Below are 20,304 nucleotides of genomic sequence, written 5' to 3'. Positions count from 1 at the left end.
GCTAGATAAACAAAACCTTTACCAAAGAAAGAGTTATGATAAACTATAAGAAAGACTACTAAAGAAAAGAAGGAATGAACATGAAAGCTAAAAAAATCCACAAAACAAATGCTTGCCGTATTTTAGATAAAGCTAAGATACCTTATGAAATTTATGAGTTTCCTTGGAGTGAAGATCATGTAGATGCCAAAACAGTTGCTAAAGAGCTAGGCATACCAAATGAGAGTATTTATAAAACAATTGTCACAATCGGTGATAAAACTGGAGTTACAATAGCTTGTTTACCAGGTACTGAAGAATTAAATTTAAAAGCTTTAGCCAAGGCAAGTGGAAATAAAAAAATTGAGATGTTGCCCATGAAAGAGCTTGAAGAAACAACTGGTTATATTAGAGGAGGCTGTTCTCCAATCGGTATGAAGAAAAATTATCCAACCTTTTTGGCAAGCGAAGCTCAAGAAAGAAACGAAATCATCATTTCAGCGGGAAAACGTGGCATGCAGGTAGCACTTAATCCAGCAGACTTAACCAAGGTCGTTAATTTAAAAATTATGGATATTACTGAAAATAAGGTGTGAGTAGGATGTTTAAGAGGGAGTAAAAAGGCTGAGTAAACTAGAACATTCTAGTTTACTCAGCCTTTTTATTGCCTATTTAGAGCTGCTTACTATACTGATGTTGTGAGAGCTTCTCACTAAAGCCATTTTGTACTAAAAGTTTTGTTATGGGAGAATCAGCAACTAGATTACTTCCAATCCACTTATTAGGAGTATAAAGCTTTTGTAGTGAGGCTAAAGCAGCTTTTATTTGTAATTTTGGTGAATCTAACTCTAGTTGATGAATAACTAATTGATTCCCTTGTAAACTAACAACCGTATAACCGATTAATTTTGTCTGATCATAAATACCTATAGAATCATAGCCATGAATGGCTTTATTTTGCCATAAAATATCTGAGCTCTGATTCACACCAATCGATTTTAGACTCACCACTTTTTTCAGCTGATAATCAGTTTCAGAAGTGAAATTCGTAGAGCTTTCTAGAAATAAAACTTTTTTTACAGGCGCGAACCCAAATTTCTTATAAATAGAAATCGCCCGTTCATTTCCGTCAATCGCTTCAAGATACAAAATAGAAGTACCACGTTCAACAGCAACGCGCTCAAATTCCCTTAACATTTTAACTGAAACTTGCTGATTACGAAAAGCTGAATCGACAGCCATCCCACCTAACCAGGCTATTTTTTGATCAGAAAAAGTTCCTTCAGCATGAAGATAAATCCCAGCAGGTTGATTATCTATAAAGAAGACTTTAGATAATTCTTCAGAAATCGACAGACTAGATAATCGGTTATCTAACTGTACCTCAGTCATATTGATAGGAACTAAATAATCTGAGAAACCATTATTCCAAACTTTAGTTCTAGCAGTTGGCGAAACTTCATTAAAACTTTTGAACATCATAATTAATCACTCCTTTAATAAAAAGTTCGTTGTGCCGTTTAGCTCCGTCAAGAAAATAGGAAAAATTGATAGGACGTTTTTTGTCCTCTCGAATTTTTATCTTTTTCTCGAGGAGTTGGCACAAAAGAACTGGCCAATACAAGAAAATAGATGAAAAAAATGTAAGAAACCCAATAAACCTGAATTTCTTACGTTTTGGATAAAAATGTATATCAATCTGTTTGTTTCCCTGCATGCATACCAGCAATTCTTCCAGTGACAAATGCCGCTGTGATATTGTATCCACCAGTATAACCGTTAATATCTAAAATTTCACCAGTAAAATACAACCCTTTTGCTAATTTACTTTCCATTGTTTTAGGATTAATTTCCTTTGTATTGATTCCACCGCCAGTAACAAAAGCTTTTTCCAAAGGTTGAGTTCCATTAGCAGTAAAGCGGAAATCCTTAAAAAATTCAGCCAATGCTTGAATTTGATCCGGTGTACATTGTTTTAAAGGCATCGTTTCTAAAAGCCCTAGACGATCAAAAGCAAAAAGTAAATAACGCTCTGGAACCAGCCCTTTTAAGGCATTTTTAAGACTTTTATCGCCCTCATTCTTAATCAACTGCTGAAACTTTTGATTAAGCTGACCGCTACTAAACGTTGGCAAAACATCTAAAGTCATCGTAACAAAATCCGATTTATCACGACCCATCGTTTGGTGTACAAACATTGAACAGCGTAATGCAGCCGGACCTGACACGCCAAAATGAGTAAAAATCATATCCATTTGATGCGTAATTACTTTCTTTTCTTTCTTATTTAAAACACTCAAAGCAACATCTCTTAAAGAGAGACCTTGTAATGTTTTATCCAAAATAAAAGGTTCATCAGAGAGAATCGGAGCTTCAGTTGGGTAAAGAGGTTTTAACGTATGCCCAGCTTTCTTAGCCCATTTATACCCATCACCAGTTGATCCCGTTCGAGGCATTGCACGCCCGCCAGTCGACAAAATAATCGCCGAGCCATGAATCTCCTCGCCGTCTTCTAAAATAACCCCTTTAACTGCTCCATCCTCATAAAGAACCGTTGCAACAGGATTATCCGTTAAAATAGTGACATTCAATTGTTCCATTTTGGCCATAAGGGCCTCTAAAATAGTCTTAGACTTATCTGTTACAGGAAACATGCGCCCGTGATCTTCCTCTTTCAAGCGCACCCCGTTCGATTCAAAAAAGTTTATAATATCGTAGTTATCAAATTGATGAAAAGCGCTATATAAAAATCGACCATTTCCAGGAATATGGGCAATGATTTCATCTGCATCGCGGTTATTCGTCACATTACAACGTCCGCCGCCAGTCACCAATAATTTTCGTCCTAATTTTTTGTTTTTTTCAATCACCAAAACTTTGGCGCCTTCTTCAGCTGCTGCAATAGCTGCCATCATACCGCTTGTACCGCCACCGATGACAATAACTGTATAGGTTTTCATAATAAATCCTCATTTCCATTAATGAATCACTGCTTCTAATAATGTATCATAAAAAATGGGAAAAGCAATCTAAGAGATTTATTTTTAATGAGAATTTGTTCATTCTAGAGGATACTGCTTGAAGTGGGAACGCTCTCTTTGTTAGGATGAGGAAAGTAAAAACTTGTTTATAGAAAAGAGGAGTATCATGGAGATAATCATTGCACTTATTCCGGCAATTGCCTGGGGTAGTATTGGGTTAGTTAGTAATAAAGTAGGCGGTACTGCCTATAATCAAACTTTAGGTATGACAATTGGTGCGTTTATTTTTTCAATAGGCATCTACCTTTTTTATCAGCCAGTTATAGATATGAAGATTATGATTACTGGTTTACTTTCTGGTTTGTTTTGGGTATTAGGCCAACAACAACAGTTCCAAAGTATGAAATTTATGGGTGTTTCTGGTGCTTTACCGATTTCAACAGGCTGCCAATTAATTGCTAATACATTGGCGGGTGCGTTACTTTTTCATGAATGGAAATCGGGTCGTGATGTAACCTTAGGTGTTCTAGCATTAGTGATTTTAATTGTTGGGGCAAGATTTACCGCTGTAAGTGATGGTGGAGAGAGTAACGGTAGTGGCGAAAAAAATAAAGGCTACCGTGCAATTGCAATCTCAACAGTTGGTTATGCTTTGTATACAATTATTGTCAACGCTGCAGGAGTGGATGCGCTAGCAGTTATTTTACCGCAATCTGCAGGCATGCTAATAGGTGGAATTTTATTCTCCGTCAAGCAAGATGTGTTAAATAAATATACTGTGAGAAATTTAATTACGGGTTTATTATGGGCAGTTGGAAATATATTTATGTTGATTTCAATGAAGAATGTCGGACTTGCAGTTAGTTTTTCTTTGTCACAAACAGGAATTATTATTTCGACACTAGGAAGTATTTGGTTATTAGGAGAAAAGAAAACGAAACGAGAATTTCGTTATGTAGTAATGGGCTGTATTTTGGTTATTATTGGTGGTGTACTATTAGGATATCTTAAATCCTAAAAATAAAGATTAGGATTTTTTAACAATCTGAATCTCCCTTGTTTTTTATGGTAAACTTATCATGGTTTTCGTAGATAAACCCATGGAATTGATAGTGTTTAAATTAAAAATAAGGTAGGAATAAAAATGGATTATATGAGGAAAAAACCGCTCGACCCGACAGCGCATCATTCGTCAAAATTAAAAAAAGAATTAAAAACAATGGATTTAATTTTATTAGGTTTAGGAGCAATGGTTGGAACGGGTATTTTTGTAATTACCGGAACTGCAGCAGCTAAATATGCTGGACCGTCTTTAATTATATCGTTTGCGATAGCCGCGTTTTCATGCGTACTCTCAGCACTTTGTTATGCTGAGTTTGCTTCACGGGTACCAATTGCAGGTGGTGCATACTCTTATGCTTATACTATTTTTGGTGAACTGATTGGTTGGATAACAGGTTGGTTAGTTGTTTGTGAATATTTGTTAGCCAATGCATCTGTAGCATCTGGTTGGTCAGGATATGTACATGGATTTTTAGATGGCTTAGGAATCCCCTTTCCAAATGCACTACGAGCTTCATACAATGCCGAAAATGGAACTTATGTGGATGTTATTGCAATTTGTATCACGTTTATTGTGATGTTTGTTGTAATGCAAGGAGCAAAAAAAGCATTAAGACTAAATAATATTATGGTTATTATTAAATTTGCGTTAGTTATTTTATTTTTAGTTGTGGGTGTGTTTTATGTGAAACCAGATAATTGGACGCCATTTGCGCCATTTGGCATGGCTGGGATTACAACTGGGGCCGCAATTGTTTTCTTTGCCTTCTTAGGTTTTGATGCCGTGAGTATGGCCGCCGAAGAAGTTGAAAACCCGCAGCGCGATATTCCACGGGGAATTATAGGTTCATTAGCTATCGCGACGATTTTATATATCGGAGTTACCTTAGTTTTAACTGGCATGGTGCCTTTTAGTAACTTAAATGTCAAAGATCCAGTTGCGTTTGCTATGCGTTTTATCGATCAAAATTTTGTAGCAGGTTTGATTTCAGTCGGGGCTATTTTAACATTACTAACCGTTTTAATTTCAATGATGTATGGGTTAACTCGAATGATTTATGCGATTGGTAGAGATGGTTTGTTGCCTAAAGGGCTAAGTAAAGTCGATTCAAAAACCAAGACACCAAAAAATGCGACTTTAGTGATTGGGATAACTTCAGCTATTCTGTCAGGTCTTGTGCCTTTAGAAAATTTAGCTCAACTAACCAATATTGTGACCTTGATGGCCTTTGCGATTATTGCAGCAGGAATTATTAAGTTAAGGAAAGATTTTGGAGATCCAAAGATCAATGAATTTAAAGTTCCATTTGTACCAGTGTTTCCAATTGTTTCAATGCTCGTTTGTTTCTATTTAATGATTCAGCTTGAATTATCGACTTGGATTGTCTTTGGAATTTGGTTAGTTTTAGGTTTAGCTATTTATTTCTTATATGGATATCGGAATAGTGAATTAGGGAAAAATAAAGAATAATAGGGTTTAAAAAACACGTTAGAATCTAGTAAATAGAATTCTAGCGTGTTTTTTATCAAAATACTGTTATTTATAGTTAGAATAAGTGCTTATTTATTGACAAATAACAGTGATAACTGTAAATTTGGAGATAGAAAACCTTAAAATTCAGCATTTAGAAAAGAGGAATTAAGTTGAACCCAGAAGTAACTAATTTTATTAATGAGCTGGATAGTCCTTGGAAAATTACTTTAGTAAATGAGTTAAGAGAGCTCGTTCACTCAACAGTTCCTGATATTGAAGAGAGAATTCAATACAAAAAACCTCACTTTTTAAAAGATGGTCATTATGCAGCAGTCATATCTCCAAGTAAAGATGCAATTACTTTTATGATTATGAACACTGAAAATATTGAGTTTCCTAAAGAGTTTGCAGGACCTAAAGAACGAAGATGGATTAAAATAAGTGAAGGTCAAAAAGTTGATTTTGATTTGTTGTCTAAATTGTTAGCAGAAGCAGTAAATAGCCTTTAGAATTTAAGTTATCTGCTTAACAAAGTAATAAAAACAAGGATTTGTCAGTTATGCTGCACAGGTCCTTGTTTTTCGTACAAAAATGTGAACGTTTTCTTTTTTTAGTTGTTATTATATAAAAACAGTTGTGTTTTAAATTTATTTAATATATAATAAAACCATCAGATGCATTTGATAAAAAAAATATAATAAGGGGTTGTTAAAATGAAAAGAATATCAGGAGTCACTCTGGCTATATTGGTTTTATTATTTATCCCGGTAAGTGCAAAAGCAGCAGAATATTCAAATCTTGGTCCAGGTAATATCAAAAAAGAAACTGTCTTTTACTCCAACTTAGGACCAGAAAAAATAGAATCTAAAAAAATAGAAGAACAAGAAAAAGTGGGAACTATTGAAATTAAATTAAACGATAATAGTATTTTAAAACTTGATAAAAAATATACAGAAGGAACAGAATATTCAACTGTCGATAGGAATGTAAGTACCAGAGCATTAACGGATTTTAAGACAATTACCTTAGCGAGAAATAATAGCAACTTTCCAACAGAAACTTACTATTCTCAATATAATAATAGTGTAAAGCGTTGGTATGCTGGCAATTTGAGTTTGAGGACTATATCCTATTCAAATGGAAGATATGTGGCTACTTATTCGGGGATTTTAGTCATGCAAAACTGGTGAAGATTAAGATAGATAAAAAGATTTGTAGATTATTTCTTTTCTATCTGCTTTATTTTACTCATACAGAAACGCTAAATAAGCTATTTGCTTAACCAAGTAATAAAAACAAGGACTTGTCAGTTATACTGAACAGGTCCTTGTTTTTCGTTTCTGCTTCTTTAAAATCTGTAGAAATAACTAGCTAGTCTGAATCAGATAACCAATAAAAAACGCCCCAGCTTCTTTTTTTATGGTAAAATAGATAGATATAAAAATTCTTAGGGGATTTAGAAAGTAAGGTGTATAAAATGGCATATGTCAGTATAAAAGATGAATATAAACGATACCAAATGGGAGATTCAGAAATTATCGCCAATGATGGCATCAGCTTTGATATTGAAAAAGGGGAATTTGCTGTCATTATTGGACCTAGTGGAGCAGGTAAATCCACTGTTTTAAATATTTTAGGTGGGATGGATAATGCTGATGAAGGGCAAGTCTTAGTCGATAATATTGATATTGCAAAATTTACAAAAAAACAATTAACAGGTTATCGTCGTAATGATGTTGGCTTTGTTTTTCAATTTTATAACTTAGTTCCTAATTTAACGACCAAAGAAAATGTTGAGCTAGCCGCTCAAATCTCACCTCATGCGCTAGATGCTGAAATGGTGCTTAGAGAAGTTGGCTTAGGCGAGCGTTTAAATAATTTTCCAGCGCAATTATCTGGCGGAGAGCAGCAACGGGTAGCAATTGCTCGTGCATTGGCGAAACAACCTAAATTATTATTGTGTGATGAACCAACTGGGGCACTCGATTATGAAACTGGGAAGCAAGTCTTAAAACTGTTACAAGATACTTGTTTAAATACAGGCACAACAGTCATTGTAATTACCCATAATTCAGCGATTGCTCCAATGGCAAACCGTGTGATTGAGATTAATAATGCCAAAGTACGAAAAGTGACACTAAATGAAAATCCACTCTCGGTTAGTGAGATTGAATGGTAAAGGAGCTGAGAAATTAAGATGAAAAAAGGAGCACTTTACAAAGATATATTTAGAGAAATTTGGCGGACTAAAGCACGTTTCTTATCTATTTTTGCGATTATTACATTAGGAGTCGGGTTCTTCTCAGGAATCAAAGCGACAGGTCCAAATATGATTGATACAGCGGACCACTATTTTAAAGAGAAATCGTTGATGGACAGCAAAGTTCTTTCCACTTACGGCCTAGATAAAGAGGATATAAGCATCTTAAAAAAGCTTAAAGGAACTGAAATCCTGCCAAGTTATACACAGGATGTTTTTCTAGGAAATTCAGGAATTGTCGCAAAAGTAATGTCACTGCCTGAACAAAATTCACTAAACCAGTATCGAGTTATCGAAGGTAGATTACCTGAAAAATCTGGTGAAATTGCCTTAGATAATGTAGCGAAATTAAAAAATAATTTTAAAATAGGTGATGAAATTACCTTTACTTCAGAGGGGACAACAACTGATTTAAAGGACAGTTTCAAAGAATTGACGTATAAAGTTACTGGATTTGTTAATAGCCCGATGTATATTGAAACGTTGACGCGAGGTACTAGCTCAATTGGAAAAGGCACAGCTGATGGTTTTGCCGTTATTCCAGAGAATGATTTTTCATTGGACTATTATACAGAAGCGTATTTAACCTTCCAAAATACAAAAAAATTACAGGCCTATTCAACAGAATATGAAGATACGATTGAGAAAAATAACAAAATAGTCGAAAAGGCTTTAGCAAATCAACCAGAAAAACGGTTAGCTGAAATCAAAACCAAAGGCGAAGAAAAAATAGCTGAAGGTGAAAAGAAAATAGCTGATGCTAAGGCAGCTATTAGTGATGGTGAACAGCAATTAGCTACGGCTGAACAAAAGCTAGCTGATGGCGAAGCTGCTTATACTGCAGGTGTGAACCAACTACAAACAGAATTAGCTAAAGCTCAAGCGAGCATTGATGAGAATCAAACAAAGATTGATACAGGAAAAAGTGAGATAGCTAGAAATGAAGCGACTCTTTCAGATGGCGAAGCACAACTTAATGCAGCCAAAGAAGAATTTCAAACAAAAAAAGTTGCGGCTGAAACTGGGATCAATCAAGGTCGCGATTTTGTTGCTGCTGTGAACCAAGCCATGGGAGTACCAATTCAACAGGTTCCTACAACAACTCAACAGAGTCTCATTCAAGCTGGCAATACAATTGATCCAGCTATGGGGCAAGTTCTGACAGGCTATTTTGCAGGAGTCGTACCGATTGAACAAGTTCAAGGAGCAATTAACGGATTGAATCAAAAACTAGCTGCCTCATCTGCTGAATTAGTTGCTGCCGAAAGTCAGTTGCAGCAAAAAGAACAAGAACTAGCAAATGGTAGAAGCACCTTAGAAGCAGCAAAATCGGACTTAGTGGCTGGCGAAGAAGCTCTAGCTAGTGGGAAAGCTCAATTAGAGACAGAAAGAGTTAATGGTGAGGCACAACTCGCAAGTTCTCGTAGTGAATTAGATGCTGGTCAAGCTAGTTTTAAAGATGCAACAACAGAATTTGCAACTAAAAAAGCCGATGGTGAAAAAGAAATTGCTAAAGGCGAACAAGAAATAGCGGATGCAAAAAAACAATTAGCTGATTTAAAAGAGCCAGAGTACTTTGTTCTAGATCGAACCACGAATCCTGGCTATGAAGAATTTAGCGATAATGCAACGAGAATCTCGGCCATTGCTCAAGTATTTCCCGTCTTCTTTTTCTTAATTGCTGCGCTTGTTAGTTTAACAACTATGACAAGAATGGTGGAAGAGCAACGATTACAAATCGGGACATTAAAAGCCTTAGGTTATACAAATGGCAATATAGCGATGAAATTTATCATTTATGCTTTGTTGGCGAGCGTTAGTGCAACTATTGTAGGATTATTTATTGGTTATCAATTATTCCCAACGATTATCTTTAATGCATACGGTGCGTTGTATAATTTACCAGATATCCGAATTACCTACTATGTAAGTTATGCGCTGATTTCATTAGTTGTAGCCTTACTATGTACGGTCATTTCAGCGATCGTTGTTACGTGGGTTGAACTAAAAAGTAATGCTGCCGAACTGATGCGTCCAAAAGCACCGAAAAGTGGAAAAAGAATTTTATTAGAACGAATTCCGTTTATTTGGAATCGATTTGGATTTAATCAAAAAGTGACAGCTAGAAACTTATTTCGTTATAAACAGCGGATGTTAATGACGGTTTTAGGAGTGGCTGGGTGTACAGCATTAATTTTAACTGGTTTTGGCTTGAAAAATTCAATTGCAGATATTGCTGGATTACAGTATGGTAAAATTATGCGCTATCAAGCAGTAGTTGCTTTCAATCCAGAAGCTTCCAAAGCGGATGAGGAAAGTTATGCTAAATTAATTCAAGGCACACCAGAAATAACTGGAACATTGAATGTGAGACAAGAAAATTTTAAAGTGGCTAAAAAAGGTGTAAATACACAAGAAGCCGCTATCTTTGTTCCTGAAACTACAAAAGATTTTGATAAATTTGTAGGATTACAGAACCGTAAAACAGGTGAAAAATATACCATTCCGGCTAATGGAGTTTTAGTTACTGAAAAATTAGCCAAGCTGTTTGATTTGGAACCAGGGAAAACCTTTGAAATTACAAATACTGACAATCAAAAGTATAAATTAGTCGTTAAAGGGATTACCGAAAACTATGCGGGTCACAGTATTTATATGAATCCGACTTATTATGAAGAGATTTTTAAGACACCCGTAGTCTTTAATTCACAGCTTTTAACATTTAATGAAAGCAGCAAGTGGGAGAATAGTTTTGGTGAGAAATTAACAGCTAATCCTAGAGTTGCCAGTACGATTTTTGTAAATCGAGTTGGAGATAATTTTGAAGACACAATGTCTAGTTTAAATATTGTGACACTTGTCTTGATTATTTCAGCGGCGCTATTGGCCTTTGTTGTATTATATAATTTAACCAATATCAATGTTTCAGAACGAATTCGTGAGCTATCAACTATTAAAGTATTAGGTTTTTATGATGGGGAAGTCAGTCTTTATATTTATCGTGAGAATATTATTTTAACCTTGATGGGAATTGTTGTCGGTTTAGGCTTAGGTGTTGTTTTACATGGCTTTGTCTTAGCAACAGCTGAGGTAGATATCATGATGTTTAGTCCAACTATTAAGACCCTAAGTTACTTGTATTCAGCGATACTTACGTTACTTTTCTCAGGTATTGTGATGATTGCTATGCATGTTAAATTGAAGAAAATCGACATGATTGAAGCATTAAAATCAGTGGATTAATTCTAACTTAAAAAGTCTCTAAAACCATTAAAATTGGTTTTAGAGACTTTTTGACGCTAGTAGAATAGTAGAGTTTTTGATAAAATATCTATTTAGTGTGTTTAAGAGGAGGATTGTAATGAAAAAAATTATTGTCATAGGACCATCTGGTTCAGGGAAATCAACCCTAGCAAGAAAAATTGCTCCTATTCTAAATCTGCCTTTGTATCATTTGGATCAGCTTTTTTGGCAGGCAGGGTGGAAATCTATTTCTCAAGAAGCATTTACTGAAAAACTACAAGAAATTGTAAAAAAAGAGGAATGGATTATTGATGGGAATTTTAATCATTCTTTAGAAATCCGGATAGAAAAAGCAGATGCGATTATTTTCTTAGACGTTCCACGCCGTCTTTATTTTCCACGCATTTTTAAACGCTATTTTCAAAATTATGGTCGAGTTCGAGTGGATATGAGTCCTGGATGTGTAGAGCAACTGGATACGGAATTTCTCAAGTTTGTTTGGACATTTTCTAAAAAAGTTCGTCCTAGTTTAATTGAAAAATTAAAAGGTTTGAAGCCAGAACAAACTTTAATTGTCCTTCGTTCGAAAAAAGAAGTGAACTTTTTTATTGAAAATTTACCTAGTTCTAAAAGTGATAAAACATAGACAATAGGCAAATTTTTTTGATAAATAAATGAGATTGTTTTCGTTATTTAAAAGCTGGACAAACAAATTTACTTACGAAAAGGATACCAATTATAAAGGATTATTGCTACAATATAGTTAATGAGAGGAAGTGAAGAAGATGCTATGGGGAACGACCTATGAAACGGTTTACTTCTATATTTTAATTGTGACGGCTATTTTGGCGGTAATCACTTTTTTTATTGGTGATATTATTGATTTTGATGGACCCATTGATCCAGTTTTAATTGTGCCCTTCTTTGCCTTTACTTCATTGTTCGGTTACTTAGGGGAAGCTCATACTGGATTTGGAAGCGCTTGGATTTTATTAGTGAGTCTAGTAATTTCAACAATAATTATTTTTTTATTGAATTTTTATTTAGTTGTGCCAATGCGAGATGCCGAATCCACCTTATCCACATCTGAAAAAGATATGGAAGGACGAATTGGAATTGTTGTAACACCAATCCCGGAAAAAGGTATGGGAGAAATTAGTTTAAAGAGTGTGACCGGTTCAAGTACCAGACCAGCTAGTCGTTATCAGGCAGGCCAGGCAATCAAAGCGGGAGAAAAAGTTTTAGTGATTGAGATTAAGGAACGTGTTGCGTATGTAGTTCCTTACGAAGAAGCATTTTAAAAAAAGAGAGGTTGGGGGAAAATGTCGTATTTGGTAATTGGTTTGTGTGTTTTTGTTGTATTAATGTGTTTAGTAATTTTTATTTCAAAGTATCAAACAGCTAATCCTGATGAAGCTTTAATTATCAGTGGAAGTTATTTAGGTGTAAAAAATGTATTTAAAGATGATTCTGGTAATAAAATTAAAATTGTTCGTGGTGGGGGAGCCTTTGTGTTACCTGTTTTCCAACGTTCTAATCGTTTAAGTTTATTATCAAGCAAGTTAGATGTATCAACACCAGAAGTTTATACAGAGCAAGGTGTTCCGGTTATGGCTGATGGAACATCCATTATTAAAATTGGCTCTTCTGTTGAAGAAATTGCAACAGCAGCTGAACAATTTTTAAGTAAAACCAGAGACGAATTAGAAAATGAAGCTCGTGAGGTTTTAGAAGGTCATCTGCGGTCAATCTTAGGCTCAATGACAGTTGAAGAAATCTATCAAAATCGAGATAAATTTAGCCAAAGTGTTCAAGAAGTTGCCAGTGTTGATTTGGCAAAAATGGGTTTAATTATTGTTTCCTTTACAATTAAAGAAGTAAAAGATAAAAATGGCTACTTAGATTCATTAGGTAAACCTCGGATTGCTCAAGTGAAGCGTGATGCTGATATTGCAATTGCTGAAGCAGACAAAGAAACTAGAATTAAACGTGCCGAAGCTGAAAAGAACTCGAAAAAATCAGAATTAGAACGTGAAACAGAAGTAGCAGAGGCCTTAAAAGAAAAAGAATTGAAACTAGCAGCTTACAAGCAAGAGCAAGATATTGCGAAGGCCCAAGCAGATCAAGCTTACGGTTTAGAAAGTGCTAAAGCTCAACAAAAAGTTACAGAAGAAGAAATGACGGTTAAAATTATTGAGCGTCAAAAACAAATTGAATTAGAAGAAAAAGAAATTACGCGTCGTGAGAAACAATACGATTCAGAAGTGAAGAAAAAAGCCGATGCTGATCGTTATGCGAAAGAACAGGAAGCCTTAGCTAACAAAGCTAGAGAAGTTGCTGAAGCTGAAGCGGATCAATTCCGGGTTGAAGCTATGGCAACAGCCAATGCTAACCAAGTTCGTTTAGAAGGACAAGCAATCGCTGATGCTATTTTAGCAAAAGGACAGGCAGATGCTGAGGCAAAAGCCAAGATTGCTGAAGCCTTTAAACAATATGGTGAAGCAGCTATTCTATCTATGGTAGTTGAAATGTTACCAAATATGGTAAAAGAAGCGGCTCAACCAATGGGGAATATTGAAAAAATTACAGTTATTGATAATGGTCAAGGTGAAGGTAGTGGAAGTGGCGCAAATCGAGTCGCCAATTATGCAACGAATTTATTAGCGACTTCACAAGAAACTTTAAAAGAAACAACTGGCTTAGATGTTAAAGATTTGATTGAAAAATTTGTAACAAAAGCGCCTCAAACGATTCATCAAGACATTCACCAAGATAAATAAAAAATAACCTAAAGCTCTAAAATGAGTTTTAGGTTATTTTTTTTTGCTGTTTTTAGGTTTTGTATCGTTTAAAAGTTCTTCAAGCTCTGCTTTCTCTTCATCTAAAGTTTTCAAATCTGCTTTAATCTCTTTGACCTCTTCATGAGCAGGAGTTCGAATTAAATGGTTAATGGTAATAGCGATAAAGGTGCCAATAAATGTATCTCCAACACGTTCTAATGCATAAATAAAAGTTTCATTATTAGGAATTGAAAAATAAATAATTAATAAAGTCGCAATCGCTCCAATAATTCCAGAGTTGTAATTAATACCATCACAAATGATAATAATGAACATAATACAAAAAGGGATACCAATTAATTCAATTAGGAAAGAAGAGCCTAGTTGTCCTTGAATAAAAATAAATAAGGCAGCAATTAAAGCTCCGATTGAGTTGCCCAAAATCCTAGATTTTCCAAACTTAACAGTTGTTTCAACATCTTCTCTTAAGGCGAAAACGGCAGATAAAGAAGCAATCATCGGAGTTCCACGTCCACTATAATGGAAGATTAGAATACAAATTGCAACTGCAATTCCTGTTTTTACTGTTCTCATACCAAGTCTAAATTGTCCAAGTTCCATTATTATCATCACCCTGATTTTTATTGAGTTTTTTTATCTTTTTCCTTAATTGCATCAGCTAAATTTGTCATTGCGAAGGCAGTTGAGCTGAGATCAGCACTTAGAACTTCCAATTGTTGAAAAGCGGCACCATGACTGATATTAATCAAACTAATTGCTTCTGCTAATTCCTCTTTCTTCATATCAGAAGAAAAATTTTGATAAAATTCAGATTCGGCATCCACTGTTTTTTCATAATAGCTATAAAATAAATCATAGGTGATACTAAGTTGTTTAAGAGTTTGAATCGCATTTTCTAATTCAGTTTCAGGCATATCGACTGCTTTTTTTGCTTGATAATCAAGTAAAGTATCTTGATTTTCTTTAAGTTTAGTCATATTTTTTTGAATACTTGCAAGTTCTTTTTTACGAGCTTTAAAGTTTTCGCCAACTTCACCTGTTTTCTTTCTAATGATTTTTTCAGCATTTTTATCTTTTAAATCGTTACTTAAAGCTGTCATCATATCTTCTTCTAAAGCTTCATATTTTTCTAAATGAGTATTGATATTTTCAATTCTCTCATTATTTTCTTCGGCAATTTTTTTAGCTCCAGCGCGTTCCTCAGTGTTACCACAACTAGCTAATACTAAGAACAATAGCGGCAATAAAACGAAATAGACTTTTTTGTTTAGTAACTTAAAATTCAAATAGAACACTCCTTCTTATAAATTGAATCATTGTGTGTAGTGCTACTTAAACTATGATAAAGGAAAATTGAAGAATTGCAAGAACTACATGTGATAATCCCAGAACTTAATCATTAAAATTTCAGAAAATAGTTGCATGTTTTTTTAGAATACATGCTATGATAGAAGAAAAAAGAAAAGGTGAGAATATGAGAATTGGTTTAAGGACCATTAAAACGGCAGTTGGAGCAGCAATTGCGATTTTTATTGCTGAGAAATTTCAGTTGAATTATGCTGTATCAGCAGGAATTATCACTATTTTAAGTGTCCAAAATACGAAAAAAAAATCAATTACATTAGCTGGGCAAAGGATTCTATCAACCTTACTAGCCTTGGGAATTTCTTCGATTTTCTTTAATTTAGTCGGCTTTAATCCACTCGCATTTGGTTTATATTTAGTTGTATTTATCCCGTTAGCTGTGCGTTTAAGTTTAACCGATGGAATTGTTGTTAGTTCTGTTTTAGTTACTCATTTTTTAATCGAAGAAAGCACCTCAGTAGACTGGTGGACCAATTCTTTTGGTTTAATGCTCATTGGTTTAAGTATTGCGATTTTAGCTAATTTATATATGCCATCTAGTGAAGGCAGATTGCAGGAGTTACAAATGGAATGTGAAAATCAAATGAAACTAATTTTATTAGACTTTTCAGGCACATTACGAAATGGCCATTTTCACAGTGAAGAAAATCCGCTTTTAATTAAACTAAATCAACTTTTAAATGAAGCTGTGAATCTAGCTAAGAATCAACATAATAATCAATTTTTTGGACAAAGTTATTACTATATAAAATATTTTGATATGCGGCAAATGCAAACCTATGTCTTGCATCAAATCAAAGAAGATCTAAGTCAGTGTCATTTACCTACAATGGAAAATGAAAAATTAGCTGAGATGTTGATTCGAACAGCGGAAGGGTTACATGAAAATAATTCTGCTGATCAGTTAATGGCAGATATTCAAAAGCTTTTTGAACATTTTAGAAATAGTCCATTACCTGAAACACGGGCTGAATTTGAAAATCGAGCGATGTTATTTAAAATGTTAAATGATTTTATGCATTTTATTGAAATCAAACAAGTTTTCTATAAAGAATTTGCTTCAGAAAAGAAAATAAGTGTCTAGTTCGTATGAGGAAGTGTCATTAAAATGTCACTTCCTCATTTTTTTTTAATATTTAGACAATAAGCTATTGATTAAATTGTCAGAATATTCTATACTTACATTTATATTCATTGAATGTTCAGAAAATTTAGAACAAATGAATACATAAAATAGCAATTATTTAGCAGGATAATACAAGGGGGAAAATACATGAAGAAAATAGTCGCGAGTTTGGCAGTTTTGGCAATTATGGCCACAGGATGTGGAGCAGGTGGAGGAGCAGCAAAAGATTCTAAAACAATTAAAATTGGTGCGAATTTAGAATTATCAGGTCCAGTTTCGGCTTATGGAACAGCTGAATATGAAGGAGCTAAGTTAGCTGTTGAGGAAATCAATAAAAATGGCGGTGTCTTAGGCAAAGATTTGGAATTAGTTAAATTAGATAATAAATCAGACAAGGCTGAGTCAGCTAGTGTAGCAACAAAATTAGCAACAAAAGAGAATGTAGTGGCAATTGTTGGACCAGCAACATCTGGAGCAGTTAAAGCTGCTACTCCAAGTGTAACAAAAGCAAAAGTACCAATGGTGACACCATCAGGAACAGACGATTCTGTAACTGTTGAAAACGGAAAAGTTTGGGACTATGTTTATCGTGTTTGTTTCCAAGATTCATTCCAAGGTGTGGCACTGGCGAACTTTGCAACCAAGAATTTGAATGCGAAAAAAGCGGTTATCATTGGCGATAGTTCAAGTGATTACGCAAAAGGGTTAACAAAAAGCTTTAAAGATAGCTTTAAAGGTGACATCGTAGATGAAGTCAATTTTACAACTGGAGATAAAGATTTTAAAGCGGTCTTAACTAAAATTAAAGACAAAAACTTCGATGTTTTGTATATGCCTTCTTATTATGAAGAAGCTGGTTTAATCATTAAACAAGCAAGAGAATTAGGTATTACACAACCTATCTTGGGAGCTGATGGTTTTGGCAATGAAAAATTAGTTGATTTGGCTCAAGCTAAAAATCTAAATGATGTTTATTATACAGCACATTATTCAGATAAGAGTGAGAACCCTAAAGTTACTGACTTTGTTGCAGCCTTTAAAAAAGAAAATGACAAGACACCAGATGCTTTCTCAGCATTAGCTTATGATTCAGTTTATATGATTGCAAAAGCAATTGAAAATGCTGGCGAAGCAGATCCAGAAAAAGTAAAAGATGAATTAGCTAAAATTAAAGACTTTGATGGCGTAACAGGTAAAATTACAATGGATAAAGAACACAACCCAGTAAAATCAACCTTAGTTATCAAATTAGAAGATGGTAAAGAAGTTAGCAATACGGTTGTAGAGCCTTAAAAATAAAATACTAGCTTTATCGAGCTGAAGGAATTCCCTTCAGCTTTTCGTATTTAAATTCGTTTATTAAAAAGAGGTGCTTTTATGGAAAATTTTATTCAGCAATTGATTAATGGTCTGTCATTAGGCAGTATTTATGCATTGATTGCCCTAGGTTACACAATGGTTTATGGGATTATCAAGTTAATTAACTTTGCCCACGGAGAAGTTTATATGGTGGGATCGTACGTTGGATATACAGTGATTCGTAATTTTAATTTAGGACTTATTCCAGCATTACTTTTTTCAATGGTATTTTGTGCTATTTTGGGAGTAGTCGTTGAACGAGTAGCATACAAACCTTTGCGTAAAGCCACGCGAGTAGCTGCTTTAATTACAGCAATAGGGGTTTCTTTCTTATTACAATATATTGTACTGTTTATTATGGGACCTGAAGTGAAGGCTTTTCCCGAAACATTACAAAATAAAAGTTATTCATTAGGTGGTATTACAATTGATGAGCAACAAATTACTATTTTTGTCGTAACAATTGTGTTGATGTTAGCTTTACAATTCATTGTGAAAAAAACCAAAATGGGGAAAGCAATGCGTGCTGTTAGTGTTGATGCAGATGCTGCAAAATTAATGGGGATTAATGTAGATAACACGATTTCATTCACTTTTGCTTTAGGTTCAGCTTTAGCTGGTGCGGCAGGAGTTTTAGTAGGAATTTATTACAATTCAATTTCACCAATGATGGGAACTGCTCCAGGGCTAAAAGCATTTATTGCGGCTGTTTTAGGTGGCATTGGCCTAATCCCAGGTGCCATGTTTGGTGGATTTACGATTGGGATTATTGAAACATTGATCAGTGGCTACGGAAATTCAATGATTAAAGATGCTGTTGTATATGGAATCTTAATTGTGATTTTAATTGTTAAGCCATCTGGTTTATTAGGCAAAAATACTAAAGAAAAAGTGTAGGTGATAAAAATGAAACAATTCAATAAAACAAATCTTGGCTGGCTCATTTTTATTGCCGCTATTTATGGCATAATTGGAGCAGGCGTCTACTTAGGTATTATTGACGCTTTCTATGAGATTACGTTGATTACGATTGGAATTAATATTATTTTAGCTTTAGGTTTGAATTTAATTATCGGTTTTTCAGGTCAATTTTCGTTGGGGCATGCTGGATTTATGTCAATTGGTGCCTATTGTTGTGGAATTATGACTTTAAAAATGCCAAATTGGACAGGCTTCTTTGCTGGTATTATTTTAGGAATTATTATGGCTAGTATTGTGGCGTTGATTGTTGGGATTCCAACCTTGCGTTTAAAGGGCGATTATTTAGCGATTGCAACTTTAGGAGTCAGTGAAATTATTCGAATTGCGATCTTGAATATGGGAGATTTAACGAATGGGGCAGCCGGATTAAGCGGAATACCGATGTTTACAACATGGCCAGTTTTATTCATTTTTATCGTATTAGTGACGATTGTCATTGTGAACTATATTCGCAGTAGTTCTGGACGAGCAACTGTTGCTATTCGAGAAGATGAGATAGCGGCGGAATCTATGGGGATTAATACAACTAAATATAAAACCATTGCATTTATGATTGGAGCAGCAACAGCTAGTGTTGGTGGAGCTTTGTATGCGAGTTATTTTAGTGTCATTACTCCGTCTGATTTTGGCTTTATGAAATCTGTCGATATTTTAATTATTGTTGTATTTGGTGGATTAGGTAGTATTACAGGAACATTTATTGCTGCCGTAGTTTTAGGTATTATCAATGTTCTTTTACAGGATTTCGGTGCTGTAAGAATGATCATCTATGCTGTAGCCTTAATTGCAATTATGGTTTTTAAACCATCAGGCTTGCTAGGAACAAAAGAATTCACAATCAGTGGTTTAATAGCGAAATTTAGTAAAAAAACTCCTACAAAAAAGGAGGAAAAATAAATGAGTTTATTAGAAGTAAAAAAATTAACTAAAAATTTCGGTGGTTTAGCAGCAGTTTCAATGGTAAGTTTGGAACTAGGAGAAAATGAATTAATCGGATTAATTGGTCCAAATGGAGCAGGTAAAACGACTTTATTTAATCTTTTAACGGGTGTCTATGTTCCAACAGAAGGAACAGTAGAATTAAATACCAACGGTAAAAAAAATGTGTTAAATGGACAAAAACCTTACAAAATTACTGATTTAGGTTTAGCTCGTACGTTTCAAAATATTCGTTTATTTAAAGAATTAAGCGTATTAGAAAATGTCTTAATTGCCATGCATGCAAAAAATAAAGTTGGCGGATTAGCTAGCGTAATGAGAACACCAGGGTTTTATCGTTCTGAAGCGAAAATGCGCCAAGAAGCGATTGACTTACTAGCTATTTTTCAGCTTGAGAATAAATTAGACCATTTAGCTAAGAATTTACCTTATGGTGAACAACGTCGTTTGGAAATCGTAAGAGCTTTAGCAACAAAGCCTAAAATTCTATTTTTAGATGAACCAGCTGCCGGAATGAATCCACAAGAAACAGCTGAATTAACAGCACTAATTCGTCAAATTCAAAAAGATTTCAAAATAACGATTCTTTTAATTGAACATGATATGTCATTAGTAATGAATGTTTGCGAACGAATTTATGTATTAGAATACGGTCGGATGATTGCACATGGAACACCAGAAGAAATTAAAAATAATCAAGCCGTAATCAAAGCTTATTTAGGTGGTGACTAAGA

At 34.5% G+C, this 20,304-nt stretch carries 19 protein-coding genes; 15 read left to right on the top strand and 4 right to left on the bottom strand.

Annotated features, from left to right (window positions below; translation table 11 throughout):
- The first annotated feature begins 80 nt into the window (after positions 1-80).
- Positions 81-575: a Cys-tRNA(Pro) deacylase gene (gene ybaK / locus BR77_RS07245; RefSeq protein ID WP_010054355.1), complete on the top strand. Its 495-nt coding sequence runs from the start codon at positions 81-83 to the stop codon at positions 573-575.
- Positions 576-651: 76 nt separating this feature from the next.
- On the opposite strand, the gene BR77_RS07240 is transcribed toward ybaK, so the two are convergent.
- Both BR77_RS07240 and BR77_RS07230 read right to left on the bottom strand, forming a co-directional pair.
- On the bottom strand, positions 652-1,461 hold the full coding sequence (locus BR77_RS07240; RefSeq protein WP_035064435.1) for a GNAT family N-acetyltransferase: 810 nt from the start codon (positions 1,459-1,461) through the stop codon (positions 652-654).
- Between the two features lie 212 nt (positions 1,462-1,673).
- Positions 1,674-2,939 (bottom strand): BaiN/RdsA family NAD(P)/FAD-dependent oxidoreductase, encoded by a 1,266-nt coding sequence (locus BR77_RS07230; RefSeq protein WP_015075704.1) that lies wholly within the window; start codon positions 2,937-2,939, stop codon positions 1,674-1,676.
- A 187-nt stretch (positions 2,940-3,126) separates the two neighbouring features.
- On the opposite strand from BR77_RS07230, the gene BR77_RS07225 reads away from it, so the two are divergent.
- The 9 genes from BR77_RS07225 (at position 3,127) to BR77_RS07185 (ending at position 13,779) form a co-directional block, all read left to right on the top strand.
- A complete protein-coding gene (locus tag BR77_RS07225) occupies positions 3,127-3,978 on the top strand; it encodes a GRP family sugar transporter (protein ID WP_015075705.1) in 852 nt (283 codons plus the stop codon).
- A 126-nt stretch (positions 3,979-4,104) separates the two neighbouring features.
- Entirely contained in the window at positions 4,105-5,493 is a 1,389-nt protein-coding gene (locus tag BR77_RS07220; RefSeq protein ID WP_015075706.1) for an APC family permease, read from the top strand.
- 173 nt (positions 5,494-5,666) lie between these two features.
- Positions 5,667-6,005, top strand: coding sequence for a DUF1801 domain-containing protein (locus BR77_RS07215; protein ID WP_010054365.1), 339 nt, complete (start codon positions 5,667-5,669; stop codon positions 6,003-6,005).
- A gap of 204 nt (positions 6,006-6,209) precedes the next feature.
- Positions 6,210-6,686, top strand: a complete 477-nt coding sequence (locus BR77_RS07210; protein ID WP_015075707.1) for a hypothetical protein — start codon at positions 6,210-6,212, stop codon at positions 6,684-6,686.
- Positions 6,687-6,973: 287 nt separating this feature from the next.
- Positions 6,974-7,675 (top strand): ABC transporter ATP-binding protein, encoded by a 702-nt coding sequence (locus BR77_RS07205; protein WP_010054366.1) that lies wholly within the window; start codon positions 6,974-6,976, stop codon positions 7,673-7,675.
- 18 nt (positions 7,676-7,693) lie between these two features.
- Complete coding sequence (locus BR77_RS07200; RefSeq protein WP_015075708.1) at positions 7,694-10,999, top strand: FtsX-like permease family protein; 3,306 nt, start codon at positions 7,694-7,696, stop codon at positions 10,997-10,999.
- A 118-nt stretch (positions 11,000-11,117) separates the two neighbouring features.
- Positions 11,118-11,645: a P-loop NTPase family protein gene (locus BR77_RS07195; RefSeq protein WP_015075709.1), complete on the top strand. Its 528-nt coding sequence runs from the start codon at positions 11,118-11,120 to the stop codon at positions 11,643-11,645.
- 139 nt (positions 11,646-11,784) lie between these two features.
- Entirely contained in the window at positions 11,785-12,300 is a 516-nt protein-coding gene (locus tag BR77_RS07190; protein WP_015075710.1) for an NfeD family protein, read from the top strand.
- Between the two features lie 21 nt (positions 12,301-12,321).
- The gene (locus BR77_RS07185) at positions 12,322-13,779 is read left to right on the top strand and encodes a flotillin family protein (protein ID WP_010054372.1); all 1,458 of its coding nucleotides are present in this window, start codon (positions 12,322-12,324) and stop codon (positions 13,777-13,779) included.
- A gap of 33 nt (positions 13,780-13,812) precedes the next feature.
- On the opposite strand, the gene BR77_RS07180 is transcribed toward BR77_RS07185, so the two are convergent.
- Positions 13,813-14,400, bottom strand: a complete 588-nt coding sequence (locus BR77_RS07180) for an FUSC family protein (protein WP_010054373.1) — start codon at positions 14,398-14,400, stop codon at positions 13,813-13,815.
- Between the two features lie 20 nt (positions 14,401-14,420).
- Positions 14,421-15,095, bottom strand: coding sequence for a YkyA family protein (locus BR77_RS07175; protein ID WP_233638695.1), 675 nt, complete (start codon positions 15,093-15,095; stop codon positions 14,421-14,423).
- A 149-nt stretch (positions 15,096-15,244) separates the two neighbouring features.
- Here BR77_RS07175 and BR77_RS07170 point away from each other — a divergent pair, with 149 nt between their 5' ends.
- The 5 genes from BR77_RS07170 (at position 15,245) to BR77_RS07150 (ending at position 20,302) form a co-directional block, all read left to right on the top strand.
- Positions 15,245-16,249 carry an aromatic acid exporter family protein gene (locus tag BR77_RS07170; RefSeq protein WP_229252294.1) on the top strand — a complete coding sequence of 335 codons (1,005 nt, stop codon included), beginning with the start codon at positions 15,245-15,247 and terminating at the stop codon, positions 16,247-16,249.
- A 189-nt stretch (positions 16,250-16,438) separates the two neighbouring features.
- Positions 16,439-17,584, top strand: a complete 1,146-nt coding sequence (locus BR77_RS07165) for an ABC transporter substrate-binding protein (RefSeq protein WP_035064425.1) — start codon at positions 16,439-16,441, stop codon at positions 17,582-17,584.
- Between the two features lie 84 nt (positions 17,585-17,668).
- Entirely contained in the window at positions 17,669-18,547 is an 879-nt protein-coding gene (locus tag BR77_RS07160; protein ID WP_010054383.1) for a branched-chain amino acid ABC transporter permease, read from the top strand.
- Positions 18,548-18,556: 9 nt separating this feature from the next.
- The gene (locus BR77_RS07155; RefSeq protein ID WP_010054385.1) at positions 18,557-19,528 is read left to right on the top strand and encodes a branched-chain amino acid ABC transporter permease; all 972 of its coding nucleotides are present in this window, start codon (positions 18,557-18,559) and stop codon (positions 19,526-19,528) included.
- Positions 19,529-20,302: an ABC transporter ATP-binding protein gene (locus BR77_RS07150; protein ID WP_010054386.1), complete on the top strand. Its 774-nt coding sequence runs from the start codon at positions 19,529-19,531 to the stop codon at positions 20,300-20,302.
- Positions 20,303-20,304: the final 2 nt, after the last annotated feature.

Origin of the sequence: Carnobacterium maltaromaticum DSM 20342, from assembly GCF_000744945.1 — a bacterium.
In the GTDB taxonomy this organism is placed as follows: Bacteria; Bacillota; Bacilli; order Lactobacillales; family Carnobacteriaceae; genus Carnobacterium; species Carnobacterium maltaromaticum.
The sequence above is the reverse complement of the archived record's forward strand: the minus strand, read 5'-3'. Positions and strand labels throughout refer to the sequence as shown.